This is a genomic window from Bacillus sp. PPSBB_11 (assembly GCF_038023285.1).
Taxonomy (GTDB): domain Bacteria; phylum Bacillota; class Bacilli; order Bacillales; family Bacillaceae; genus Bacillus; species Bacillus altitudinis.
In genome coordinates this window covers 273,639-297,724 of record NZ_CP150633.1, presented here as the reverse complement: position 1 = coordinate 297,724, position 24,086 = coordinate 273,639, and the positions used below count along the sequence as shown (strand labels likewise).

The window sequence follows — 24,086 nt, the reverse complement described above, 5'->3', positions numbered from 1 at the left end:
TATTGTTTTAAGTTGTGAGTTATCCAGTAAATGTAATTGTAAGAGGAAAACGAAAAAGAGTAAAGAGTAATCGGTTTCTAATTTTCTTGTGTGTAAATTTGTAGCTAGAGAGTATCGTACAAAAGACCAAATAAAAAACCCTAGAAATCCTTGAACAATCAAGGTCTCTAGGGTTTGTTTGATCACTCTCTGAGAGAGTCATGAAATTAACGAGAGTAGAACTCAACGATTAGTTGTTCGCTGATTTCAGGCGCTAATTCAGAACGCTCTGGAAGACGAGTGAAAGTTCCTTCAAGCTTTTCAGCATCGAAAGTAAGGTATTCAGGTACGAAGTTGTTCACTTCAACTGATTCTTTCACAACTGCAAGGTTTTGAGATTTCTCACGAAGAGCAATCGTTTGACCTGGTTTCACAGAGAAAGATGGGATGTCTACACGGCTTCCATCAACAAGGATGTGACCATGGTTTACTAGCTGACGAGCTTGGCGGCGCGTACGAGCAAGGCCAAGACGGTATACTAGGTTGTCAAGGCGAGTTTCAAGAAGGATCATGAAGTTTTCACCTTGTTTACCAGGAAGTTTAGCAGCTCTGTCAAAAAGAGTACGGAATTGACGTTCGTTGACACCGTACATGTGACGAAGCTTTTGCTTCTCTTGTAATTGTAAACCGTATTCAGATAGTTTTTTGCGTTGTCCTGGACCATGTGGGCCTGGAGCGTAAGGGCGTTTTTCAAGTTCCTTACCTGTTCCGCTTAATGAAATGCCTAAACGGCGGGAAATCTTCCAACTTGGACCTGTATAGCGAGCCATAATGTGACTCCTCCTTATTGTTTTTATTTGTGAAAAATAAAAACCGTCTGTTCTTTGTCTTTTCCGTCATTATGTTTTCATGCATCCTCGCTCCAGCAGCAGGGAGTTACAAGATGCACCTCCATATAGAAGGAACAAAATGATACAAAAAAGCCGAACAAAAAGGCTGCCATATTTCACACAAACTCTATTATATGACGCCAGATAGGAGAAGTCAACCTATTTAAAGAGGAGAATGTCAAACGTGGTCGGCATTCATCCGGGAAGAAAGCAAAATAAAAAAGCAGACACATTGTCTGCTTTTCAAGCATCATGACGCATCAGTAGAGGCTGATAACGCATTTTGGAGAACCTCTGTAAATTGAACTAAGTACGTTTCATCTATTTCATTGAAACGATCTTTCACTGGACTGTCAATGTCGAGTACCCCAATGATTTGTCCATTTACTTTAAGAGGGATCACGATTTCAGACTGCGATGCGGCATCACATGCAATATGACCAGGGAATGCATGCACATCAGCGATACGCTGTACATCACCTGTCGCAAATGCTGTACCGCAAACCCCTTTTCCAGAAGGAATGCGTACACATGCGGGCAGTCCGTTGAATGGACCAAGCACAAGCTCTCCGCCTTTTGCTAAATAAAATCCTGCCCAATTGACTTCAGGAAGCGAGTGATAAAGCAGCGCCGCAGCATTGGCTAGGTTGGCAATGAGATCAGGTTCACCATCCGTAATCGCTTCTACTTGCTTGATGAGTAATTGATAGTCTTTCGATGGATCACCAGACTGTTTTTCGACATGAAACATGAAAATCTCCTACTTTCTATCTCAAAAATACATAACTTGCGCTTCGCATGTGGGATTTGTCGAGCAATGATTAAAGGAACTTCCGCCTTCACCTTGAAGTATGTACACATGAAGAGGGGTGAGCGGATGAAAACATCAACAACCGTGCAAACAAAAGACCGTATTATTGAAGCTGCCATCAGACTTTTTAACCAAAAAGGATTTTCTGGAACCTCTGTCCGTGAGATTGCGAAGGAAGCAAACGTCAACGTTGCCCATATATCTTATTACTTTCAAGGAAAAGGAGGGCTACTCGAGCAGCTCGTATCCAATTTTTATGAAGGGTATATTCAAATGATTGAATCGCACATCCAGCACATGGAAACCCGTCATGCAAAAGAATGTTTACTTCATGTGGTTTTTGATATTTTATCTTATCAGCATGAAAATCGTCAATTAACCCGTTTCGTTTATCGAGAGGTGACCATTGATTCAACGCTGATTAGGGAAATCATGTCCACCTATTTAACAAAGGAAAAATACTTGTTTCAGCTCATCATTGAAAAAGGAAAAAGCACCCATGTGATTTGTAAGCAGCTGTCACTCTCATCATTTATGATCCAGCTAAAATCACTTCTGATGATGCCATATCTGCAGCCGCAATATTTAACAGAGGTGCTTTATATCAACCCAAGCGAGCCTTACTTTTATCAAACGTATTATAAGGAACTGAGCCGGTCGCTTTATCATCTGTTAGAACCAAACGAACCCGCACTTGATCCTCACCTGAAACTCATGATGTCTTCAAATTGATCATACGCATACCCGAGATCTTCCGCTTGATGGGCATCAGACCCGAATATGAGCGGAATTTTTTTCTGTTTTGCAAGATCAATCATCCATTGATCTAAATAGATACTTCTGGCATATGTTTTACGAAGACCTGATGTATTAAAATCTAAGGACATGCCTTTTTTTGCCGTTTCTTCAAGACAAAGGGTAACCCTTTGACATAGTTCTGGCGACATTTCGTATGGGAAAAGTTGTTTGAATTTCTGGACAAGGGTGATATGACCGATTCTCTTTGGCTTATATGGACCTAAAGATGATAGAATAGAAGAATGAATTTGGTCATAGTAGCTTTGATAGACGTGTTCGGTGCTGCCATAGATACTGATCAGCTGCTTGAAGGCGTGCTCATCAAAATCAAGACAAATATAATCATTGTCAGCAGGAAGAAAGTGAACAGATAAAATGCTATCGTCTAGTTCAGGTCCGTAGCAGTCTAAAAAGGCACTTGTTTCCTCTTCATACTCTTTGATATAGTCGACCTCAAGCCCAGTTTTTACTATTAACTGTCCTTTGTATTCCTGTTTCAGCTGATCCAGCTTCGTCAAATAGGCTTCAAGGTCTTGAAGCTTCATGGCGCTATCCTGCTCAGGCGTTGGATCTCGAAACGAAGGAGGCAGCGGGGCATGCTCGGTAAAGGTGATGGAATCAAATCCCTTTTTCATTGCTTTTTCAATATAAGAATGAAAAGGATCAAGCGTACCGTGCGGGCAAAATGGCGTATGTAAATGTGCATCTTGTTTCAACATGTCGTCACCTCTTGTCGATATTTTGAAAAACGTCATGTTTATCAGCGAAAATAATGAAAAATCATGACCAAAAATGCTGGTTACATGGTATCATAATAACAATGAAAACGACAGCTTCCGCATACATAAAAACAGGTCACATCAATACATGTGGCCAAATGATAGAAAGCCTGAATGACTTTCTTGAAAAAACATACATAAAACCGTGAATGGATCGTATTGGCAAAAATACAATCCTGCTTATAAAAAACAAATGCAAAGCGGACACGAAAGGGTTCTCAGGTCTACTCGGGACACTACCCTGACATTACTTAGATCACAACAAGGGGGCTCATTATGGAGTTTATCATCGGTTTAATTGTCATTTTGCTTGCTTTGTTTTCAGTCGGTTATTTCCTCAGAAAAAATATATATAAAGAGATTGACCGGTTGGAAGCATGGAAAATTGAAATTTTAAACAGATCAATTGTAGAAGAAATTTCAAAAATCAAACATTTAAAAATGACCGGAGAAACAGAGCAGTTTTTTGAAAGATGGCGTGCAGAGTGGGACGATATCGTCACAGCCCATCTTCCAAAGGTAGAGGAGCTATTATATGATGCAGAGGAGTATTCTGATAAATATCGATTCTCCAAAGCAAAGCAAGTTCTTGCACATATAGGAGATCTGCTCACCGCTGCTGATTCAAACATCGAAGACATTTTAAAAGAGATTGCAGACCTTGTCACAAGTGAAGAGCAAAACCGAAAAGACATCGAGAAGGTCAAAGAGCAATATCAAACGGTACGAAAAAATCTACTTGCTTACAGCCATTTATATGGCACCCTTTATGACAAAATGGAGCAGGACTTGGACGAGGCCTGGGAAGGGATCAAGCAGTATGAAGAAGAGACAGAAAACGGAAACTACATGACAGCAAGGAAAATTTTGCTTGAGCAAGACCGCAGACTCGATCAGCTGCAATTATATATCAATGATGTACCGAAGCTCATCGCAGACTGCAAACAAACGGTGCCAGGTCAGCTGACGAAGCTGAAAGACGGTTATAAAGAAATGACAGACAAAGGCTACAAACTAGAGCACATCCAGATCACAAAAGAGCTGGATAACTTGAATAAACAGCTGACCCGGGCGGAAAAGCTGCTGATTGATGAACTCAACTTAGATGAAGCATCAAGCATTCTGCAAATGATTGATGATGCGATTCAGACGCTGTATGATCAGCTAGAAGCAGAAGTAGAAGCAGGTCAGGAAATCAAGAGCAAAATGCCTGAGCTGACCGAAGCATTTGAAAAACTTGAACAAGACCACACGCAGACAAAGGCAGAAACGGCTCTTGTGAAAGAAAGCTACAAGCTGACAGCAGGAGAGCTGGATCAGCAGAAAGCCTTCGAAAAACGATTAGAAGAAATTGAAAAGCTCATGAAGCAAATACGAGAGAAGCTTGATCGTGACCATGTCGCATACACATTATTAATGGATGAAATCAATCAGCTTGAGACCTTTATTGAGGATGCCAAAACGCTTCATGAAGCGTTTAAAGATCACCTTCAATCGTTACGAAAAGAAGAATTACAAGCAAGAGAAACATTGGCTGAACTTAAAACCATGCTGACAGATACAGTGCGCCAGCTGCACAAAAGCAACATTCCAGGTGTACCTGCTGACATCAAAGACCGTGCTGAAAAAGCGCAGGAGATGATTCAGCAAGTGCAGGAGCAGCTAGAGAATTTGCCGCTGAATATGCCAGCAGTGAATCAGCAATTAAAAGAAGCCTCTGAAACAGTCAGACATGTGGTTGATGTAACACATGACATGCTTCGTAAAGTGGATCAAATTGAACGGATTATACAATACGGCAACCGGTTTAGAAGTCAAAACCACATTCTTTCAGAGCAATTAAAAGAGGCAGAACGAAGATTTTATGCCTATGATTATAACGATTCATTTGATGTGGCAGCAGCAGCTGTCGAAAAAGCATCACCTGGAGCCGTTCAGAAGCTTTTAACTCAGCAAGAAAAAGAATATCAGCATCAATAAAAAAGCTGAAGTCCATTTTAGGACTTCAGCTTTTTCCATGTTATGAAGCTTGCTTTTGGCGTTCTTCTGAAGCAGAAGAAGTGAATAGAGAGATAACAAATCCAATCACGACTCCGAGTATGGAAGGTACAATCCAGCCAATGCCAAGGTCATATAGCGGCAAGATCGTTTGAAAGAGATCTTTCACAGGACCGATAGGCAGTTTCGCCGCTGCTAAACCGTCAAACAGACTGACGCAGCCAGTTAAAATCAAAGTAAGGACATACACAGGTCTTCTATGACCAAGCCATTTGTCAGCAAGTGATAAAACGATAATCACAATTGCTAACGGGTAAATCGCAGTTAACACAGGTACTGAAAAAGCGATAATATGAGCAAGTCCAAAATTTGAAATGATAAAACTGAATAATGTGACGAGTGTAACGACCATTTTATAAGAAAGTTTAGGTAATAAATTTGAGAAATACTCTCCGCACGATGTCACGAGACCGATACTTGTGGTTAAACAGGCAACCGTAATCGCCGCGCCTAACACAATATTACCTAAACTGCCAAAAAGAAATTGCGAGGACTGAGCCAAGATTTTACTACCATCTCCAACAAAACCAATCGCGTGTGTACTTGAAGCACCTAAATAAGCAAGTGATAGATAAACAAATGTTAATCCGCAAGCTGCAATTAGACCTGCTTTGATACAAGCAGAAGTGAGTGCCTTTTTACTTGTTATACCACGTCCTTTAATGGCGTTGATGACAACAACCCCAAACACAATAGATGCAAGAGCATCCATGGTTTTATAGCCTTCTAAAAACCCTTTGAAAAATGATCCATTGCTATAGGACACATCAGGTGTGCCAATGACGCCCATCGGTGTCAAAATGGCTTTGACGATAATAATCAAAATGATCGTAAATTTAATCGGTGTTAACACTTTCCCTACACGATCCACAATTTTCGTTGGATTGAGCGCAAGATAATAGGTAATACCAAAAAAGGCCAGTGTAAATAAAAAAAGTGAGAGCCAAGCTGGTACACCAGCTAAAAAGGGTAGTGCACCAATTTCATATGAAACCGTTCCTGTACGAGGAATAGCGAAAAGTGGCCCGATAGATAAATATAAAATGACGGTAAACGCTGTTCCAAAAGCTGGGTGAGCTTTATCAGCTAATCCTTTCGCATCTCGACCTGTCAAAGCGATTGCAATAATCCCTAGAAGAGGTAAACCGACACCTGTTAATAAAAATCCGCCCATTGCTTTCCACACATTTTGCCCAGCATATTGCCCAAGCTCTGGTGGATAAATCATATTACCGGCGCCGAAGAATAGAGCAAACAGCATAAAACCTATGATAACCGTATCTTTCGTCGACAAAGTTGCCTTCATTGCATTTAAAGCCTCCATTATTATGTTGAAATATTCTGTTAATTAGTTGCTAGGTAACCGTTCATCATTAACAATCACTAATTATAAAGGATGTACGCCTGATGTCAACATGTGTTTTCGTACAAAAGTCATGAATTTTTCTATTTTAGTATATGAAGAACAATAAAAAAACATCCCCTTCTTCTTTGGAAGGGGATGTTTTGATTTGCGATGATTATGAGGCAAGTTGCTTTGGTGGGCTGGTAAACATGGAAATAAGTACACCAATCACAGCACCGATAATAGCTGGTATGATCCAGCCAATGCCTAAATCGTAAAACGGAACAATTGATTTCAAGATGCCAGGCAATCCGCCTAGATTCACTTCGGCAGCTAATAATCCATCAATAATGGCAAAGAAACCAGTAAAGATGAGAGAAGTAATATAAATGATTCTTCTGCCGTTAATCCAGCGGTCAAGGAACGATAATAAAATAATGACAATGGCCAGTGGATAGATCGCTACGAGTACAGGCACCGACAGAGAAATGATTTGTGCCAGTCCGAGGTTTGCAACCAGTGTACTAAATAAAGAGACGATCAGAACGACTGTGCGATAAGACAGGCTAGGGAAGAGCTTTGAAAAATATTCTCCACAAGATGAAATAAGTCCAACACTAGTCGTTAAACAAGCGAATAAAATGGCTGCGCCAAGAACAATGTTACCAGCAGAACCGAATAAAAAGTTGGCAGAAAGTGAAAGTAGTTTTCCTCCTTCATTTGCTCCAACCATTCCCGTGGCATCGGGGCTTGAAGCGCCCACATAAGCAAGTGAAATGTACACGAGTGCCAGTCCAACAGCTGCTACGAGTCCTGCCTTAATACAAGCTGCTGCAAGAGATTTTCGCTCTGTGATGCCTCTGTCCTTAACAGCTGTCACCACGACGATTCCAAAGACGATAGAAGCAAGTGCATCCATTGTTTTATAGCCTTCTAAAAATCCAGTGAAAAGCGGATTTGCCTCATATGTTTTATCTGGAGCACCGATCATTCCCATTGGCGTAGCAATGGCTTTAATGACAATAATAGCAATAACAGTTAATAAGATCGGTGTCAAAATTTTACCAATACGATCAACCAGCTTTGAAGGATTTAACGCAAGCAAGTATGAAATAGTGAAAAACACTACGGTAAAGATGAATAGTGGTACCCATGAAGTGGCTTGGGCACCTGAGAGAAATGGAGCTAATCCTATCTCATACGAAACCGTACCAGTTCGCGGAATGGCGAAAAATGGTCCAATGGATAAATACAGAATCACGGTGAAGATAGTCCCGAATTTAGGGTGTGCTTTATCGGCAAGGCCTTTGGCTCCGGTACCTGTAAGGGCGACAGCAATAACCCCTAATAGTGGAAGACCTACGCCTGTAAGTAGGAATCCGCCGATGGCAAGCCATACGTTTTCACCAGCATATTGTCCAAGAACAGGCGGGAAAATCATATTTCCTGCGCCAAAGAATAATGCAAAAAGCATTAGTCCAATAGCCAATGTTTCTTTTATACTTAAACTATTTTTCAAAATAGTCCCTCCTCAATCAGTGTATTGTGTCAAATTTAAATATTCTGACAATTTAGGTGTTTATATGACAATTGCACTATGGATGATATAGTGAAAATGAAAAGTTGTCAACTGCCATTTTCAGAAAATTCTCTGTCTGACTTCATTATGGTAACATATAAATGCATTTATTTTTTAAGTTTTTTTGTAAGGAGTTTAAGATATGATTTATCTTGATAATAGTGCCACAACAAAGCCTTATCCAGAGGTTTTAAAAGTACATCAGCAAGTGAGTGAGCGTTTTTTTGGGAATCCGTCTTCGCTGCATCAACTTGGAATTGATGCGAGCCGTCTATTAAGTGAAACGCGAAAACAAATCCTTCACTATACAGGCTTTACACAATATGAGATTATTTTTACTTCAGGTGCAACAGAAGCAAATAACATTGCCATCAAAGGGGCTGCTCTTGCCAAGATGAACCGAGGCAGACATATTGTCACAACAGCGATTGAGCATCCATCTGTCATCGAATCGTTTGAACAGCTGAAAACATTATTTGGCTTTGATATTTCCTATATTCAAGTAAATGAGCATGGCCGTGCAGATATGACGCATTTAAAAGAAGTGCTTCGCCCTGATACAGTGCTTGTCAGTCTCATGCATGTAAACAATGAAACAGGCGCGATTCAGCCGATAGAGGAAGCGGCAAGCATCATTCGGACGTATGCCAAAGAGGCGATTTTTCATGTCGATGGCGTACAAGGAATTGGCAAGGTTCCGCTGCCTAAAGAGATGGATATTGATCTTTTAACGATGTCAGGCCACAAGATTCACGGCTTGAAGGGAACTGGTGCCCTCTTTTTAAAGAAAGAGATCGTGCTTGCGCCTTTTATCACAGGAGGAGAGCAAGAACTTGGCCTTCGCTCAGGGACTGAGAACCCTGCTGGAGCTGTCAGCTTAGCAAAAGCCATCAAGCAATCATTTGAACATTTAAACAAGCATCATGATGAGATGGTCGCTTTAAAAACGGAGCTAGAGCAGCAGCTTGGAAAGATAGAAGGCGTCGTCATAAACACACCGCTGACGCATAGTGCACCGCACATTGTGAATTTTTCAGTGCCAGGTATTCAAATTGAAGTCCTTCTGCATATGCTCGAAAAAGAAGGCATTTACGTTTCGACAACGTCTGCTTGTTCTGCTAAGAAAAAGGAACCAAGCCGTGTCCTGCTGGCGATGGGAAAATCAGAAGAAGCAGCCAAAAGCAGCATGAGAATCAGTTTGACATATGGACAAGGACCAGAGCTAGCGCCGCAAATCATCACATCGATCGCACAAAGTGTGAAAAAATTAAAAGGAATGAGATAACAACATGAAGTATGACCATATTTTAGTCCGTTTTGGTGAGATTTCAACAAAAGGGAAAAATAGAAAGAAATTTATCGAAAAACTAAGACAGCATATCCGGTTTGTATTAAAAGACTTTGAAGCATTAAAGTATGCATCTGACAGAGACCGCATTACGATCATGCTAAACGGAGAAGACCCTGAACCGATTTCAGAACAGCTTAAAGGTGTATTTGGCATTCAAAGCTTTAGCCTGGCTGTGAAATGTGAGACAAATCTTGATGCCATCAAAGAAGCGGCACTCTCAGCGGTTCAGGAAGTGTATGAACAAGGAAATACATTTAAGATCTCAACGAAACGCTCTTATAAACAATTTGAGCTGGATTCAAATGAAATGAACCGAGAAATTGGTGGACATGTTCTAAGGAATACAGACAACTTAACCGTTAATGTGAAACAGCCAGATGTTCACTTGCGAATTGAAATAAGAGAACACGCGACGTACATTACATTTAAAGATGTAAAAGGTGCAGGCGGACTGCCAGTTGGTTCAAGCGGAAGAGCAATGCTGATGCTCTCTGGCGGCTTTGACAGCCCAGTGGCTGGCTATCAGGCAATGAAACGAGGTATTCAAATTGAAGCTGTTCATTTCTTTAGCCCACCTTATACAAGTGAACGTGCCAAGCAAAAGGTCATTGATCTAGCGGAATGCTTAGCTGCTTATGGAGGCGAAGTCAAGCTTCACATCGTTCCTTTTACGAAAATCCAAGAGCTCATTCACAAACAAGTACCAGAAAACTATACGATGACTTCAACGAGAAGAATGATGCTCAAAATTGCAGATAAAATAAGAGCCAAGCGTGATGCGCTTGCCATTATTACAGGTGAAAGCCTTGGTCAAGTGGCAAGTCAGACACTTGAAAGCATGTATGCCATTAATCATGTCACAAACACACCGATCATTCGCCCACTGATTGCCGTGGATAAGAATGACATTATCGAAGAAGCAAGACGAATTGGCACATATGAGACAAGCATTCAGCCATTTGAGGATTGCTGCACGATCTTTACGCCGCCATCTCCAAAAACAAAACCAAAGCTTGAAAAAGTAGAACGCTACGAAAGCTTTGCTGAATTCGAGCCAATGCTTGATGAGGCAGTGGAGCAGATCGAAACAATCGTTGTCACAAATGAAAAGAAAGCGGCAGACAAATTCGCTGATTTATTCTAAATAAAAAATTTCATAATAATTACCATAAAATCAATCGCATGAAGTCATGTGTTTCTACACATTCTATATTCACAAGGAGGTGAGAACACATGGCTCAACAAAACAGACAAAGCAGTTCTAATCAATTAGTCGTTCCAGGCGCTGCACAAGCGATCGACCAAATGAAGTACGAAATCGCTTCAGAATTTGGCGTAAACCTTGGACCAGAAACAACAGCTCGCGCTAACGGATCAGTTGGTGGAGAAATCACTAAGCGTCTTGTATCTTACGCTCAACAACATATGGGTGGCGGATCTTTCTAAGACACACAATTAAAAAGCTATGGCTTATGAGCGGGTTTATTCCCGCTCTTTTTTTTGTACATAAATTGTTAGAATATTTTTAAAAAAGAAGACGAAATGAAAAAATTATGGCATAATACTAGGAGTAGGTCCTAATTCAAGCATTTTTCAGTTATGAGTGTTAGAATAGGTAAATTGAAACATGATTCGTTTCATAGAAAGAGGCTAAAAGGAGCTGTACCATGAAAAGAGAAGACTTAATTGCACCAGAACAATATAACTTAGTCAGTGAGATTGAAGCGTTCAGTCATGATCAGGAGAAAATCGCCCTGCATTGGCAGGACGGAAATGGCCATGAAGCGCATGTGACATATGCAGCATTAGTAGAAGAGGCGAATAAAATTGGTCATGTTCTATTAAATGCAGGCTTTAAAAAAGGCGATAAAATCATTGTGATGGTGCCTCGTATGCTAGAGGCATACAGCATTTATTTAGCCATTTTAAAAACAGGAATGGTTGTAATTCCTTGTTCAGAAATGCTTCGCGCTAAAGATATAGATTACCGAATTGAGCATGCAGAAGCAAAAGGAGCAATTGTTTACGCATCATTCATTCAATCATTCGACGGAACCAATCAGCCAAAAGATTTCAAAACATTCTCGATTGGTGAGAATGATCATGGCTGGACAAACATTGTTGCGCAAAAGGAAGAGCAGTCAAGCGAGTTGAAATTGGCAGACACAACAAGTACGGACATGGCGTTTCTCTCTTATACATCAGGCACAACAGGTAACCCAAAAGGGGTTGTTCATACACACGGCTGGGCGTATGCACATTTACGTACTGCGGCCAAAGCATGGCTCTCCATTAATGAAGGGGATAAAGTATGGGCAACAGCAGGACCGGGCTGGCAAAAATGGGTGTGGAGTCCTCTCTTATCTGTTTTAGGAAGCGGAGCAGAAGGTTTTGTTTATGGAGGGAAATTTAATCCGAATACGTACTTAGAGCTGCTTCAAAAAAATGAAATCAATGTTCTATGCTGTACACCAACAGAATATCGATTTATGGCAAAAGTGGATGACCTCAGTCAGTACGAGCTACCCAAATTGCATAGTGCTGTTTCTGCGGGAGAGCCGCTCAACCGTGAAGTCATCGATACGTTCAAAAAACATTTCGATATCGAAGTGCGAGATGGTTACGGGCAAACAGAAAGCACGCTGCTAGTCGGGGTGCTGAAAGGAATGGACATCAAGCCAGGTAGCATGGGCAAACCAACACCTGGCAATGAAGTAGAGATCATTGATGAGAATGGCCAGATCTGTGCTCCAGGAGAAATAGGTGACATTGCCGTTCATCTTGAAACGCCGGCTTTATTCAAGGAATACTACAAAGATGCAGAGCGTACAAAGGCGCAGCGCCGTGGGGATTACTTTATTACTGGTGACCGTGCGAAAAAAGATGAAGACGGGTATTTTTGGTTTGAAAGCCGCAGGGATGACATCATCGTCAGCTCAGGTTATACAATTGGCCCGTTTGAAGTCGAAGATGCACTGATTAAACACCCAGCCGTGAAAGAATGTGCTGTCGTGGCAAGTCCAGATGAAATCAGAGGATCAATCGTGAAAGCATACGTCGTCCTGCGTGATGCATCTACACAAAGCGATGAGCTGATTAAAGAACTGCAAACACACGTGAAAAATACAACAGCACCGTACAAATATCCAAGAGAAATCGAATTCATTGACGAGCTACCAAAAACTCCGTCAGCGAAAATTCGACGTGTCGAGCTGAGAGAAAGAGAGCTTGCACGAAAATCATCATAACAGTAGAAACAATAAGCGTCTGGATGGAAAATCATCCAGCGCTTTTTTTATTGGACAAATCAAATATGTAAAATTCGTTCATGATGTTTTATGTTAAAATGTGTAAGGATGACTTGAAAAGGAGAATGTTCTGAAAATGTCGATTGCGATAGTTCATGGGATTGTGCTTGCTTTTGGTCTTATTTTACCTTTGGGCGCACAAAATGTATTTGTATTTCAGCAAGGAGCCCTTCAGCCTCGATTATATCGCGTGCTGCCTGTGGTCATTACAGCTGCTCTCTGCGACACACTTTTAATTACTTTAGCTATCATTGGGGTTTCGGTTGTTGTACTCACCATTCCTATCTTGCAAATGGGTCTTTTTATCATTGGATTTTTCTTTTTACTTTATATGGGGTGGTCAGTTTGGAACACGAGCTCCGCAACAGGTAATCAAGAAAAGATGGACTTGATGCCTATGAGAAAACAAATCGTATTTGCCTGTTCCGTTTCACTTTTAAATCCTCACGCGATTCTCGATACAATAGGAGTGATAGGAACGAACTCTCTTCAATATCATGGGGCGGAAAAGGTGGCATTTACCGCAGCCTGTATCATTGTCTCGTGGTTATGGTTTATGGGTCTTGCCCTTCTTGGGAAAATGTTAGGTAAGCTAGATACAAACGGCAAGTGGATGAACCGGATCAATAAAGCCTCTGCGGTCATGATCTGGCTGGTTGCATTATATATCGCCTATCAGCTTATTGGATAAAGGATACATAGAGCAAAAGAGACGTGATGCATGAAAATGAGTGCTGAACATGTCATGGGAAAAAGCGTTGGATGGCTTTTTTATTGTCTACCATCTCGGGAGAAGCTTCAGTTACATCCTGTTCATTTTTATCAGACATGCTGACGGTTCAATTACCTGTAGGAAATGATCAAAATAGGATCTATGCTACATTATAAAAATGTAATTTAGAGGTTTTAAATGGCTCATAAAGAACAGCGTAAAGGGGCAGTGCTTGCTGTCTTTGATACATTGACGTTTGGTGTACCAGTTTTGCTGTGAAATTTATATAAGAATACGAATAAAACATAGTAGGTTTCATCACGTATCTTTTAGCATCTCTTTACTAATGTGTTCAAAAATCATTTGCATGAGCGATACGCTCATGCTTTTTTCATTCGATCATTTTTTGAAGATGGTTTGATTTAATAGACGGAGAGCTTGTACGATATCATCCATTTGATTTTGGTCAGAGGAAGAAAGGCTGTCCATGAGCATGGATTCAATTTGTTGAAATGCTTTGTCCATACACTCGCGGCCTTTTTTAGAGAGCATAATGACATGTTTTCGCTTGTCATCTTTATCTTCTTGTCTATCAATGAATTGTTTTTCGTGAAGCTTTTTCAATTCTCTGCTGACATTCGGAAGAGACATGTGCTGACAATCGGCGATTTCGCTAGGTGTTAGCGGCTCACTGACGGCTAACTGCTCCAGAATCAAATATTGTAGAGTGGTTAGATCAGATGGTTTGATCTTGCTCATCATAGCATGTTTCAGCTCAGAAAAAGTAGAAGCAAATGTGACAAACTCTTTGAAAAAATGTGGGTTTTTCATCATGTTTCACCTCCTACGTACCATACCAAATTTATTATCAAAAAACAATTATCATTTGACAACTAAAAAAGAGGGGTGTATGCTTTTTGTTATCAAATGATAACTAAAGGAGATAAGCCATGAATGTACTCATTATTTATACTCACCCCCACCACAATAGTTTAAATGGTGCTTTTTTTAAAGAAATCCTAAAGGGCAGTGAAGAAAATCCAAACGTTCAAGAAGTGAGAATCATAGATTTATACCAAGACAAATTTGATCCTGTACTTATTTTTAATAAAGAGAAAAAAAGACGTGATATGCATAAGGACCCTGAGATTCAAGAATATCAAGAGAAAATCAAATGGGCAGACAACATCGTGTTTGTTTATCCGATTTGGTGGGGTAGGCCGCCAGCTATGTTGCTTGGTTTTATTGATCGCATGTTTGCAGCGAATTTTGCTTACCGTCAAACTGGCGGTCTGCTTCCAGAAGGCTTGTTAAAAGGAAAGAGGGCTGTATGTGTATCGACAATGCAAGGACCGACCCACTACCCTTTCTTCTTTTTGCAGAATGCCCACAAGGTGTTAATGAAACGAGCTCTTTTACAATATGTCGGGATTAAACCGGTGAAGTTCTTTGAATTTGGCATGATGGAAAGTCCAAAAGGGAAGCATGACGTGAAATTAAAACGGATATACAACTATTTTCGGAATATCAGCTCATAAAACCACATTCCTTGAGTCACTTTTCTTCTAATTTGAACCTGTTATGTCTTAAAATGACAGAGAGGGTGAGTGACTCATTCTCTTTATTTGAAAAGGGGGATATGGATGAAGAAAACATTGTTTAAAGATGCGGCTCTTATCACACTTGATCCATCTTTAGGTTTTCTGGAGAAGGGAGATCTATTAATTGAAGGGGCACATATTGTAGAAGTCGGACCTTCGATTGAAGCAAGCGGTGCTGATGTTGTGGATGCGTCTGACATGGTCATCATGCCAGGGCTTGTGGATACCCATCGTCATGTGTGGCAGTCTGTCATACGGGGGATCGGAACAGATTGGTCTTTGCAAACGTATTTGAGCAAAATTTATTATGGCAACTATGGGGCGATGAGACGTCCATCAGATGATCGAATTGCTAATTATTTAGGCGCATTAGAGGCATTAGATGCAGGAGTGACAACGTTTTTCGACTGGACGATGATCAATTCTATGGATCATACAGAAGAACTCATTGGAGGTTTAAAAGATGCGGGTATTCGAGCGGTCTTTGGTTTTGGTACCTCTGGAGATGCAGCGTATTGGGACAGAGAGAGTACGCTCACGAATATGGAAGACGCAGCCCGCGTGAAACAAAAACATTTTCAATCATCGGATCAGCTGTTGACGATGGGACTTGCCATTCGTGGACCTGAATTTTCTTCATGGGAGACGACCGTCTTTGAAATTGAAACAGCGAGATCACTAGATGCATTATGCAGTATGCACATTGGCTTTGGAAATTGGGGAGCGGCGGATCGATCGATTGAGCGGCTTCATCAAGCAGGGCTGCTCGGGCCTGATTTGAATATGGTGCATATCAATGCAATTGATGCAGATCAAATGAAGATGTTAGCTGACAGCGGAAGCTCCATCTCGATTACACCTGAGATTGAAATGATGATGGGACACGGATATCCTGTCACAGGGCTCGCCATTGAAAATGGCGTTCTGCCAACGCTTGGTGTAGATGTGGTGACAGCGACAGGCGGAGATTTATTTACCCAAATGAAATTCGGACTACAGGCGGAGCGGGCGATTCAAAATCAATCTTTATTGATGGAAGGGACGATGCCAGGGCCTGAACTTGGATTGTCTGCACAGCAAATGCTTGAAGCAGCCACAATAAACGGGGCTCGTGCCTTGAAGCTTGATGACAAAATCGGCTCGCTCACACCTAGAAAAGAAGCTGATTTTATCTTGATCGATCGGACAAGCATGAATCTTCTTCCGATGACAGATCCAGCTGGGGCAGTTGTGCAAACGGCACACCCTTCAAATGTTGATTCTGTCTATGTGGCTGGAAAAGCAGTGAAACAAAATGGGAAGCTAGTTGGAGTGAACTTAGAAGAGATCAAACAAAAAGCTTATGCGGCAAGAGATCATATTTTATCGCACAAGTTTGAATCAACGCCATCATAAACAAACAATCCCCATAGGCAGCTGCCTATGGGGATGAGATTACAAGGATTCTTTAATGACTTTTTTGTAATACTGGACAGATAGGAATCCGAAGATAGAATATAGCACCGTATAAATCGACATGACGATGAGCATTGGTGTCCACAGTTCACCGCCGAAGAAAAACCAGCCTGACTGTACTGCAAAGTAGCTGTGAAGCAACCCGACAACGAGCGGAATTCCAAAGTTAAATAGCTGTTTGAGCCGAATACCTTTTAATAGATCTTTCTCAGTAAAACCAAGCTTACGCAAGATCGTGTAAGAGCTTTGTTCTTCTTCACTTTCATTCATCTGCTTAAAGTATAAAATACAGCCTGATGTGACAAGGAAGCTGAGACCTAAAAATCCGACTATAAACATCATCAGTCCTATTGTTTGCTTTTGCTGCTGAGCTGAAGCCAATTGAGACATGCTGTTTTCACCTAGTTTTAAAGAGTTAAACACGTTATTTGCTTTTTCAAGATTTTTTTTATCTTTTATATTGACTGCGATATATAGACTATTCTCAAATTGCAGATATTTCTGTTGGTCTAGCTGTAGCTTAGGATCCTTCTGTTGGTCTAGCTGCTCAAAAACATCTTGACTCACGACGGCAACAGGCAGACCGCCAAAAGTGAAGTTATAGGAAATGAGATAATCTTTTTTCAAATCCAAGACTTTCAAATCGAGCGGTTTCTTGATGAGAAGCTTCACATCGCCTGAGCTTTTAATCGGCATGAATTTCTTTAATAGATCACTGTAGCCGCTTAAAATCACTTCGTTGTTCCCCACATGAATATTTGGTGCGTTTTTCTCACTAATCACAGGCAGTGTCAGTATGCCGGGTTCATTATTCATATTTTTTAACTCTGCATCCATATCCATGAGTTTTTTTGCATCAAATTTTGCTCGAATCACTTTGACCTGCTTTAGATCATAAGCAATATGTTTGTCAGAAAGTGCACGAGTAAAGGTGTTGGCTTCTTTCTCAGATCCCATGACGAAATGTGAAGGGATCTGTTGTTCAGCGGTTTTTTCTGCTGAGTAATAGGAAATGTAGCTTAAAGATAACAACCCGATGGCAAGCGCAGATACCGTTGTAATAATCGTTAAAAGCAGTGCGTTTGATTTTAACCGGAACATAATAGATGACAGAGACAGGACTTCATGAATGGCGAGATAGCCATTTTTTCGTTTGCGTACGATATTGGCAATGAACGAAACAGAGCCTTTATAGAAAAGAAAGGTACCGATAATGACAGAGGCTAGAATATAAATCATCGCTAAAAGTAACGCAAGCATGGACGTATATGTGCCGGTAAAAAGCTTAGAAGAAATATAATAGCCTGAGCTGATGAATGCAATGCCTAGAACCCCAATGATGATTTCAAACACAGAGATTTTTTTCACACGCTGTTCTGTAGAAGACGTGGTTCTAAATAAAGATAAAATCGTCTGTCTATTAATAAACCATCGATTTCTTAACATAATTAATCCATAGATGACGAAAAAGACGATCAGTGTCTGCAAAAGGGCCATGCCTGAAAAATGCAGGTTGGCGATGGCGTTCACGCCGGTTACTTTAAATAGCACCATCAGCATGAGTTTTGAACCGATAAATCCAGCTATGATACCAATAGCCATGGAGACCACATATAGGATAAAGTTTTCTGCATTGAGTAGTTTGGAAATTTTTTGTTTCGTCATGCCAATGAGCTGCAGGAGACCTATTTCTCTCCCTCTTCGTTTAATAAAAATGCTGTTCGCATATAACAGGAAGATTCCAACAATGGCAATGAGTAGTACTGAAGCGGCTTTAATCGACGCACCGCCCTTAATGGACCCCTTTACATCATCAAGTGCTGGTGAGTACTGCAAGGTGACAAAAGAAAAGTAGAGCGCCACACTAAATACAAGTGCAAACACGTATAAATAGTAATTTTTTAAGTTTTTCTTCAGATTGCGGAAGACGAGCTGATTAATGTTCATGCTTCACACCGCCTAAAACACCTTGCGTTTTCATAATATCCTCGAAAAACATCTTTCTCTCTAGAGCGCCTTTATTCAATTGTGTATAGATCTGTCCATCTTTGATAAAAATCACTCGTCTTGAATAACTGGCTGCAACAGGGTCATGCGTCACCATGACAATGGTTGCTTTGCGCTTGTGATTGAATTCTTGCAGCTTGTTCAGTAAGTCAGAAGCAGATTTGGAATCAAGTGCTCCAGTTGGTTCATCAGCAAAAATGAGGCTTGGTTCATGAATAAAGGCACGTACTGCAGATGTCCGTTGCTTTTGTCCACCAGACAGTTCATTTGGATATTTGTCTCTTAGTTCATAAATCCCCATATCCTCTGCAAGCTGTTGAAAGCGTTCAAAAGCTTCTTTTTTAGGCGTTTTGGAGATGGATAATGGCAAGAGGATGTTCTCTTTAACCGTGAGTGTATCAAGTAAGTTGTAATCCTGAAAAACAAAGCCAAGCTGTTTCTTTCTAAATTCAGCGAGCTGCTGATCTTTCATTTGCGTCATATCTGCATCTGCGATCCGAATCGATCCGCTGGACACATGATCAATCGATGACAATACGTTCAAAAGGGTCGTTTTCCCCGAGCCTGATGGCCCCATGATGCTGACAAATTCTCCAGCTTCTATCGTCAAATCAATGCCTTTCAGCACCTCTTGTTTATTGAATTTATTTCCATAGCTTTTATATAACTTGCGAGCTTCTAAAATGTTCATCTGTCGAACCCCTTTTTTATTTAATTGATATCTCTAGTATAAAAAGAAGCCGATCAGACTTCCTGCGATTTGGCGAACAAAACAGACGAGCATGTGACATTGTTGTCACATGCTTGTTTGATATGTCAAAGCCTTATGTAGAATTCAGATTGTTATTCAATTATTTTATCTGTTTTTCGCTATGATGTATCAAATTTCTTGTTTTTTTCTGATGAACCTTTACAGAGTATTTGATTTCATGTAAGATATGCATATCAAATATATGCATAGTAAATCTATGTATTAGAGGTGACGATGGATGAAAGTGAGTAAAGAGCTTCTAAAGGGGAGTACAGCTACCCTTATTTTAAGCTTGTTAAATGAAAAGCCGATGTATGGATATGAAATGATTAAGGAATTGGAGTCGAAATCCGAAGGGATTTTTAGCTTTAAAGAGGGGACGATATATCCTATTTTGCACACTTTGGAGGGGAAAGGATTCATTGTGTCTTACTGGGGTGAAGGGAATGGCAATCGAAAAAGGAAGTATTATCGGATTAATGAACAGGGCAAAGCGTTTATGAAGGAAAAGAAAGAAGAATGGACTGTGTTTAAAGATGCAGTAGATGGCGTTTTGAACGGGGAGAAAGTCGTATGGGACTAGAGAAAAAGTTTGAACAATATATCAAAAATGTGTGTAAACGAATCAAAAATAAAGACGTACATGCAAGTATAAAGCTTGAGCTTCGTGATCATTTATACACGCTGAAAGAGGAAGCGGTCAGTGCGGGCATGTCAGAAGAAGAGGCGGTAGATCAAGCGCTCGATCAAATTGGAGATGCAGCCATACTCGGAATGCAGCTTCATGAAACACACAAAACTCAAGTTGACTTTAAAACGATACTTCTTGTATTAGCTACTTGTTTATTTGGGCTGTTTGTAATGTATTATTTTCAGTTTCATTCTCATTTACGTCATTTTCAAGACACGAATATCTTTTATAAAAGTCTCATTTACTATGTATTTGGTCTTGCGTTGATGCTTGGACTGTTTGCTTTTGATTATCGGCGCTTTTTACCCTATTCATGGCATTTATACATAGGAACGATTGGAATGCTGATTCTTACAATGATGATTGGGACAAGAGTGAACGGTATTCTCTTTTTAAGCTTAAATAATGGATCGATCAATCTGACTGAAATTTTTCCATTTCTGATGATTATTTCGTTAGCTGGCATTTATCAATCTTGGAATTGGAAGAATGGTTTCAAGTCCTGGCTAGGGTTAGCGATTGTCACTTTACCCATTATTTTATTACATATAGTCGGATCTCTTTCTGCAACCATCACCTTTATGGTCATATGCATAACGATGATGTATGTATCTCATGCAAGAATGAGACAGCTTATTCCGTTTACAGCAGCAGGTATTGTCTATCTCATTGTTCAATTATTTTCTCTGTATCAAGCTGATATGGCCCACTTTTACCAATACTCACTTCATGAATTTAGCTCAAATGGTTTTCAAATAAATCCGTACGCATTGTATGATGTTCACACTGATTGGATGTTGACGTATATCATTTATTCATTCGGATGGTTTGCAGGATTGGCCGTTCTTATGTTGTTTGTGACTTTGATTTATAGAGTAGTTCATACAGCGAAACGAGTTCAATCTGCTTATGGCAAAATATTAATGATTGGTTTGGCAACCACATTTGCAGCAAAATTTATCTTAAGTATTTTCACAAACTTTGGATTATTGCCTATATCAGGAGTTTCCATGCCTTTTATGAGCTATGGGGGATCTCATATTCTTCTAGAAATGATGTCAGTCGGGCTGCTAATGAGTATTTATAGAAGGAAACAGCTAGGAGAAATATGCCGTGAAGTAGCGTGATATGGCTGTATAAAATCACCCAATCTCTTCAATGCATCGTTGGATGAAGAGATTGGGTTTCTTGAACTGTATGTTCACATGCTTGCAATATGCACAAAATCATTCTTTTTCGGAAAAATAAAGGTGAAAGTTGTCCCTTGATCTAATGTGGAGTTGACCTCGATCGTGATATGAAGAGCGTCAGCTCCCTTTTTCGTTAAATAGAGCCCCATGCCTGTGGAGGCCGCGTCATTGTGATGTCTTGTGGAGGTAAAGCCTTTTTCAAAAATACGGGACACGTCTCTTGGGTCAATTCCTCTGCCTTGATCTGTGATGGTGAGCACCACTTGTTCGTTCATTTGTTTGCTTTCGATGATAATGTCAGATGATTGGCTGTACTTGACGGCGTTTGTCAGCACTTGTCTGATCATAAAGGATAACCATTTTGTATCACTTAATACATCTCGCTCTTCTAATAAAAGGTCAAAGCCAATTCCTTTTTGCATACACCACGATTGGAGCGCTTTGATTTCTTTCGTTAGCATGTTTTGGAGATCCAGTTTTTCAATAAATAAATCATTTTCAATATGTTGGATCCTGCTCTGATGCAGCTGTGCATCAAGGAGTAAATGTATTCTAAGCCATTCATATGTCATATTTGTTTTGAGCGGCTGTTCTGTTATGCGGTCAATCATTAAGTGCATCGCCGTGAGCGGCGTTTTCACCTCATGTATCCATGAGAGCAGTTCATCTTTTTCTTCTTCCAGCGCAGTCTTTTGCTTAGTCGTCATCTGGCGGTATCGGTCGATTTGCTCTGACGCTGCCTCCTGTACAATTTGTTCAAAGGGGGAAGAGGGTTTGAGACGCATTTGATGGTCTATATTTTCATCCCATTCTTTCAGTTGCATGTAATAAGCAGTTTCTTTCCGGTAACGAAAAAAAAGAAAAACAATGAAGAGTAATGTAGACAAAAGCACGATATAAAAAAGAGAAGCGAGTGGAATCGTTGTATCCAAATATGCAACAAAGAGAATGAGAAGCTGCAAACTAAGAAAGAACAAGATCCAGCTTCTTCGTTCTTTTAGAAATGCTTGCAGCATCATTGATCATCCTTTTCTTTTGCAAGATAACCTTGACCCACCTTTGTTTCAATGAAGGCGCCAAGGGAGATTTCGTCTAGTTTTTTTCTAAGGCGGTTGACGTTTACAGTGAGTGTATTGTCACTCACGAATCGTTCATCGTCCCATAAAGCTTGGATGAGTGATTCCCTTTTGACGATATGGTTTTTATGCTGAATTAATTCTTTTAGAATAAAAAACTCATTTTTTGTTAATTCAATCTCACCGTTTTCATTTGTCACTGTATTATTTTCGAGGTCAAGGGTAGCGCCGCACCAGACTTTTAAGTTGGCTGGTTCCGCATTATAATCATGGACTCGGCGAAGAACAGCACTTACTTTGGCGATGAGAACGTCAAAGTGAAAGGGCTTTTGTACAAAATCATCAGCTCCAAGCTGCATCGACATGACCATATCAGCAGGATGATCACGAGAGGAAAGAAAGATGATGGGCACATTAGAATGATGCCGAATCATCCGGCACCAATGAAAGCCATCGTACTTTGGTAGCTGAATATCAATAATGACTAAATCAGGCTGGATGGAAGTGAACTCCTGCATGACCTGTTGAAAATTGTTGATCCCATACACATCATAAGACCAGTTGACTAAACGTTCTTTGATTTCTTGGAAGAGGGTTGTATCATCCTCAATCAGCAAAATTTTAAACAAAACGAGCACCACACTTTTTGAATTACTTGTACATCATTGTAGCGGAAAACAGGCACTCCCGCTAGAAGCAGACAGTAAAAAAGCAAGGGAAGAGATCCCTTGCTTCGGTTTATTTACCTAAAAAGTGCTTTTTAAAGAATGATAATTGATATTCAAGTGTGAGCGGGTCATTAAAGTAAAACTCTTCCGCATTTGCTTCATACACACGATGTTTTTTCACAGCAGGAATGGACTTATAGATTTCACTGTTTTGATAGGAATTGTCCATTTCGCTGTTTTTGCTAATGATCATATAGTCTCCGGCAAATTCAGGGATGACCTCTTGTGATACCGCATAATAACCAGCTTTTAATGCTTTTTCTTTTACTTTTTCAGGCATTTTTAGTTTCATTGCTTGGTAGAGGATTTCTGTTCCGCGACCCCATGCATCTCCAAAGACGTAAAGGTCTTTTGTGCCGCTTTCAAAGACAGATACGGTTGCATCTTCACCAATTTTTGCTTTGATTTCTTTGCCAGTTTCAGCTGCGCGTTTTTTGAAATCCTTGACCCATGCTTCTGCTTCTTTTTCTTTGTTTAAGACTTTTCCAATTTCAATATGCTGCTGAAGGTAATCGACTTTGTTATACGTGAATAAAACAGTTGGGGCGATTTTTTTCAGTTTTTCTACATTTTTTGCACCGCTTAAACCGATGATGACATCAGGCTTTAGCTTCATGATTTTTTCCACATTTTCATCGGATACTTCTTCCACATTTTTTAATTTCTTTTTGAAACGTGGGTTCTTTTTTGACCAAGAGTCAACGCCCACAAGGTTCACACCAAGTGACAAGACATTTCCTGTATAAGAGGCGAGAACAACAACACGTTTTGGATTTGCTGGCAGCTTCACAGGTCCATTTTCAGATTGATATGTAATCGTGTCTGACGTTGATTGATTTTTTCCTTTATTTGAGGAAGAGTTGTTGCTATTGCCACATGCGCTCAACGCAAGTACGAAGATGAGCATCAGAGGGAACAATATTTTCTTCATGAATGTAGACTCCTTTGAAATCGGCACATAAGCCGTGTATTTGGTT

At 40.3% G+C, this 24,086-nt stretch carries 22 protein-coding genes; 11 read left to right on the top strand and 11 right to left on the bottom strand.

Going from position 1 to position 24,086, the window contains the following annotated elements; all coding sequences use genetic code 11:
• Positions 1 to 206: 206 nt before the first annotated feature.
• Positions 207 to 809 carry a 30S ribosomal protein S4 gene (gene rpsD, locus V7L95_RS01475; RefSeq protein WP_007501777.1) on the bottom strand — a complete coding sequence of 201 codons (603 nt, stop codon included), beginning with the start codon at positions 807 to 809 and terminating at the stop codon, positions 207 to 209.
• 310 nt (positions 810 to 1,119) lie between these two features.
• Positions 1,120 to 1,620, bottom strand: a complete 501-nt coding sequence (locus V7L95_RS01470) for a GAF domain-containing protein (protein ID WP_017358302.1) — start codon at positions 1,618 to 1,620, stop codon at positions 1,120 to 1,122.
• A gap of 126 nt (positions 1,621 to 1,746) precedes the next feature.
• Here V7L95_RS01470 and refZ point away from each other — a divergent pair, with 126 nt between their 5' ends.
• Complete coding sequence (gene refZ / locus V7L95_RS01465; protein ID WP_048002741.1) at positions 1,747 to 2,412, top strand: forespore capture DNA-binding protein RefZ; 666 nt, start codon at positions 1,747 to 1,749, stop codon at positions 2,410 to 2,412.
• Here refZ and hisJ read toward each other — a convergent pair.
• A complete protein-coding gene (gene hisJ / locus V7L95_RS01460) occupies positions 2,382 to 3,197 on the bottom strand; it encodes a histidinol-phosphatase HisJ (RefSeq protein WP_048002742.1) in 816 nt (271 codons plus the stop codon). The genes refZ and hisJ overlap by 31 nt on opposite strands.
• A 336-nt stretch (positions 3,198 to 3,533) precedes the next feature.
• Between hisJ and ezrA the strand changes: the two genes are divergently transcribed.
• Positions 3,534 to 5,237, top strand: coding sequence for a septation ring formation regulator EzrA (gene ezrA, locus V7L95_RS01455; RefSeq protein ID WP_048002743.1), 1,704 nt, complete (start codon positions 3,534 to 3,536; stop codon positions 5,235 to 5,237).
• Positions 5,238 to 5,277: 40 nt separating this feature from the next.
• Here the strand turns inward: ezrA and brnQ (V7L95_RS01450) are convergent, their stop codons facing one another.
• Both brnQ (V7L95_RS01450) and brnQ (V7L95_RS01445) read right to left on the bottom strand, forming a co-directional pair.
• Positions 5,278 to 6,621, bottom strand: coding sequence for a branched-chain amino acid transport system II carrier protein (gene brnQ / locus V7L95_RS01450; RefSeq protein ID WP_108611314.1), 1,344 nt, complete (start codon positions 6,619 to 6,621; stop codon positions 5,278 to 5,280).
• 214 nt (positions 6,622 to 6,835) lie between these two features.
• Positions 6,836 to 8,179 (bottom strand): branched-chain amino acid transport system II carrier protein, encoded by a 1,344-nt coding sequence (gene brnQ, locus V7L95_RS01445; protein ID WP_008343088.1) that lies wholly within the window; start codon positions 8,177 to 8,179, stop codon positions 6,836 to 6,838.
• A gap of 202 nt (positions 8,180 to 8,381) precedes the next feature.
• On the opposite strand from brnQ (V7L95_RS01445), the gene V7L95_RS01440 reads away from it, so the two are divergent.
• From V7L95_RS01440 to V7L95_RS01420, 5 genes are all read left to right on the top strand, one after another.
• A complete protein-coding gene (locus V7L95_RS01440; protein ID WP_007501770.1) occupies positions 8,382 to 9,524 on the top strand; it encodes a cysteine desulfurase family protein in 1,143 nt (380 codons plus the stop codon).
• 4 nt (positions 9,525 to 9,528) lie between these two features.
• Positions 9,529 to 10,734, top strand: coding sequence for a tRNA uracil 4-sulfurtransferase ThiI (gene thiI / locus V7L95_RS01435; protein ID WP_213406942.1), 1,206 nt, complete (start codon positions 9,529 to 9,531; stop codon positions 10,732 to 10,734).
• Positions 10,735 to 10,823: 89 nt separating this feature from the next.
• Positions 10,824 to 11,036, top strand: coding sequence for an alpha/beta-type small acid-soluble spore protein (locus V7L95_RS01430; RefSeq protein WP_003216385.1), 213 nt, complete (start codon positions 10,824 to 10,826; stop codon positions 11,034 to 11,036).
• 221 nt (positions 11,037 to 11,257) lie between these two features.
• On the top strand, positions 11,258 to 12,838 hold the full coding sequence (locus tag V7L95_RS01425) for an acyl--CoA ligase (protein ID WP_340967833.1): 1,581 nt from the start codon (positions 11,258 to 11,260) through the stop codon (positions 12,836 to 12,838).
• Between the two features lie 136 nt (positions 12,839 to 12,974).
• The gene (locus tag V7L95_RS01420) at positions 12,975 to 13,589 is read left to right on the top strand and encodes a LysE/ArgO family amino acid transporter (RefSeq protein WP_116307263.1); all 615 of its coding nucleotides are present in this window, start codon (positions 12,975 to 12,977) and stop codon (positions 13,587 to 13,589) included.
• Positions 13,590 to 14,009: 420 nt separating this feature from the next.
• Here V7L95_RS01420 and V7L95_RS01415 read toward each other — a convergent pair whose 3' ends face one another.
• Positions 14,010 to 14,444 carry a MarR family transcriptional regulator gene (locus tag V7L95_RS01415; protein WP_223255648.1) on the bottom strand — a complete coding sequence of 145 codons (435 nt, stop codon included), beginning with the start codon at positions 14,442 to 14,444 and terminating at the stop codon, positions 14,010 to 14,012.
• Positions 14,445 to 14,560: 116 nt separating this feature from the next.
• On the opposite strand from V7L95_RS01415, the gene V7L95_RS01410 reads away from it, so the two are divergent.
• Positions 14,561 to 15,148 carry an NAD(P)H-dependent oxidoreductase gene (locus V7L95_RS01410; protein ID WP_048002746.1) on the top strand — a complete coding sequence of 196 codons (588 nt, stop codon included), beginning with the start codon at positions 14,561 to 14,563 and terminating at the stop codon, positions 15,146 to 15,148.
• A 105-nt stretch (positions 15,149 to 15,253) separates the two neighbouring features.
• Positions 15,254 to 16,606 carry an amidohydrolase family protein gene (locus V7L95_RS01405; RefSeq protein ID WP_039964107.1) on the top strand — a complete coding sequence of 451 codons (1,353 nt, stop codon included), beginning with the start codon at positions 15,254 to 15,256 and terminating at the stop codon, positions 16,604 to 16,606.
• Between the two features lie 39 nt (positions 16,607 to 16,645).
• Here the strand turns inward: V7L95_RS01405 and V7L95_RS01400 are convergent, their stop codons facing one another.
• A complete protein-coding gene (locus V7L95_RS01400; RefSeq protein WP_046344210.1) occupies positions 16,646 to 18,613 on the bottom strand; it encodes an ABC transporter permease in 1,968 nt (655 codons plus the stop codon).
• Positions 18,603 to 19,364 carry an ABC transporter ATP-binding protein gene (locus V7L95_RS01395; RefSeq protein WP_017358290.1) on the bottom strand — a complete coding sequence of 254 codons (762 nt, stop codon included), beginning with the start codon at positions 19,362 to 19,364 and terminating at the stop codon, positions 18,603 to 18,605. Before V7L95_RS01395 ends, V7L95_RS01400 begins: the two co-directional genes overlap by 11 nt.
• A 298-nt stretch (positions 19,365 to 19,662) precedes the next feature.
• Here V7L95_RS01395 and V7L95_RS01390 point away from each other — a divergent pair, with 298 nt between their 5' ends.
• Positions 19,663 to 20,007, top strand: coding sequence for a PadR family transcriptional regulator (locus tag V7L95_RS01390; protein ID WP_035391131.1), 345 nt, complete (start codon positions 19,663 to 19,665; stop codon positions 20,005 to 20,007).
• Complete coding sequence (locus V7L95_RS01385) at positions 19,998 to 21,242, top strand: FtsW/RodA/SpoVE family cell cycle protein (RefSeq protein WP_340967829.1); 1,245 nt, start codon at positions 19,998 to 20,000, stop codon at positions 21,240 to 21,242. Before V7L95_RS01390 ends, V7L95_RS01385 begins: the two co-directional genes overlap by 10 nt.
• 74 nt (positions 21,243 to 21,316) lie before the next feature.
• Here the strand turns inward: V7L95_RS01385 and V7L95_RS01380 are convergent, their stop codons facing one another.
• From V7L95_RS01380 to V7L95_RS01370, 3 genes are all read right to left on the bottom strand, one after another.
• A complete protein-coding gene (locus tag V7L95_RS01380) occupies positions 21,317 to 22,321 on the bottom strand; it encodes a sensor histidine kinase (RefSeq protein ID WP_046526490.1) in 1,005 nt (334 codons plus the stop codon).
• A complete protein-coding gene (locus V7L95_RS01375) occupies positions 22,321 to 23,010 on the bottom strand; it encodes a response regulator transcription factor (RefSeq protein ID WP_025207787.1) in 690 nt (229 codons plus the stop codon). The genes V7L95_RS01380 and V7L95_RS01375 overlap by 1 nt, the downstream gene beginning before the upstream one ends.
• Positions 23,011 to 23,119: 109 nt before the next feature.
• A complete protein-coding gene (locus V7L95_RS01370) occupies positions 23,120 to 24,040 on the bottom strand; it encodes an iron-hydroxamate ABC transporter substrate-binding protein (protein WP_035391137.1) in 921 nt (306 codons plus the stop codon).
• Positions 24,041 to 24,086: the final 46 nt, after the last annotated feature.

Bases quoted from the DNA above. Each gene is read 5' to 3' on its own strand.
- rpsD (WP_007501777.1), bottom strand. From the start codon at position 809: ATGGCTCGCTATACAGGTCCAAGTTGGAAGATTTCCCGCCGTTTAGGC.
- V7L95_RS01470 (WP_017358302.1), bottom strand. From the start codon at position 1,620: ATGTTTCATGTCGAAAAACAGTCTGGTGATCCATCGAAAGACTATCAA.
- refZ (WP_048002741.1), top strand. From the start codon at position 1,747: ATGAAAACATCAACAACCGTGCAAACAAAAGACCGTATTATTGAAGCT.
- hisJ (WP_048002742.1), bottom strand. From the start codon at position 3,197: ATGTTGAAACAAGATGCACATTTACATACGCCATTTTGCCCGCACGGT.
- ezrA (WP_048002743.1), top strand. From the start codon at position 3,534: ATGGAGTTTATCATCGGTTTAATTGTCATTTTGCTTGCTTTGTTTTCA.
- brnQ (WP_108611314.1), bottom strand. From the start codon at position 6,621: ATGAAGGCAACTTTGTCGACGAAAGATACGGTTATCATAGGTTTTATG.
- V7L95_RS01440 (WP_007501770.1), top strand. From the start codon at position 8,382: ATGATTTATCTTGATAATAGTGCCACAACAAAGCCTTATCCAGAGGTT.
- thiI (WP_213406942.1), top strand. From the start codon at position 9,529: ATGAAGTATGACCATATTTTAGTCCGTTTTGGTGAGATTTCAACAAAA.
- V7L95_RS01430 (WP_003216385.1), top strand. From the start codon at position 10,824: ATGGCTCAACAAAACAGACAAAGCAGTTCTAATCAATTAGTCGTTCCA.
- V7L95_RS01425 (WP_340967833.1), top strand. From the start codon at position 11,258: ATGAAAAGAGAAGACTTAATTGCACCAGAACAATATAACTTAGTCAGT.
- V7L95_RS01420 (WP_116307263.1), top strand. From the start codon at position 12,975: ATGTCGATTGCGATAGTTCATGGGATTGTGCTTGCTTTTGGTCTTATT.
- V7L95_RS01415 (WP_223255648.1), bottom strand. From the start codon at position 14,444: ATGATGAAAAACCCACATTTTTTCAAAGAGTTTGTCACATTTGCTTCT.
- V7L95_RS01410 (WP_048002746.1), top strand. From the start codon at position 14,561: ATGAATGTACTCATTATTTATACTCACCCCCACCACAATAGTTTAAAT.
- V7L95_RS01405 (WP_039964107.1), top strand. From the start codon at position 15,254: ATGAAGAAAACATTGTTTAAAGATGCGGCTCTTATCACACTTGATCCA.
- V7L95_RS01400 (WP_046344210.1), bottom strand. From the start codon at position 18,613: ATGAACATTAATCAGCTCGTCTTCCGCAATCTGAAGAAAAACTTAAAA.
- V7L95_RS01395 (WP_017358290.1), bottom strand. From the start codon at position 19,364: ATGAACATTTTAGAAGCTCGCAAGTTATATAAAAGCTATGGAAATAAA.
- V7L95_RS01390 (WP_035391131.1), top strand. From the start codon at position 19,663: ATGAAAGTGAGTAAAGAGCTTCTAAAGGGGAGTACAGCTACCCTTATT.
- V7L95_RS01385 (WP_340967829.1), top strand. From the start codon at position 19,998: ATGGGACTAGAGAAAAAGTTTGAACAATATATCAAAAATGTGTGTAAA.
- V7L95_RS01380 (WP_046526490.1), bottom strand. From the start codon at position 22,321: ATGCTGCAAGCATTTCTAAAAGAACGAAGAAGCTGGATCTTGTTCTTT.
- V7L95_RS01370 (WP_035391137.1), bottom strand. From the start codon at position 24,040: ATGAAGAAAATATTGTTCCCTCTGATGCTCATCTTCGTACTTGCGTTG.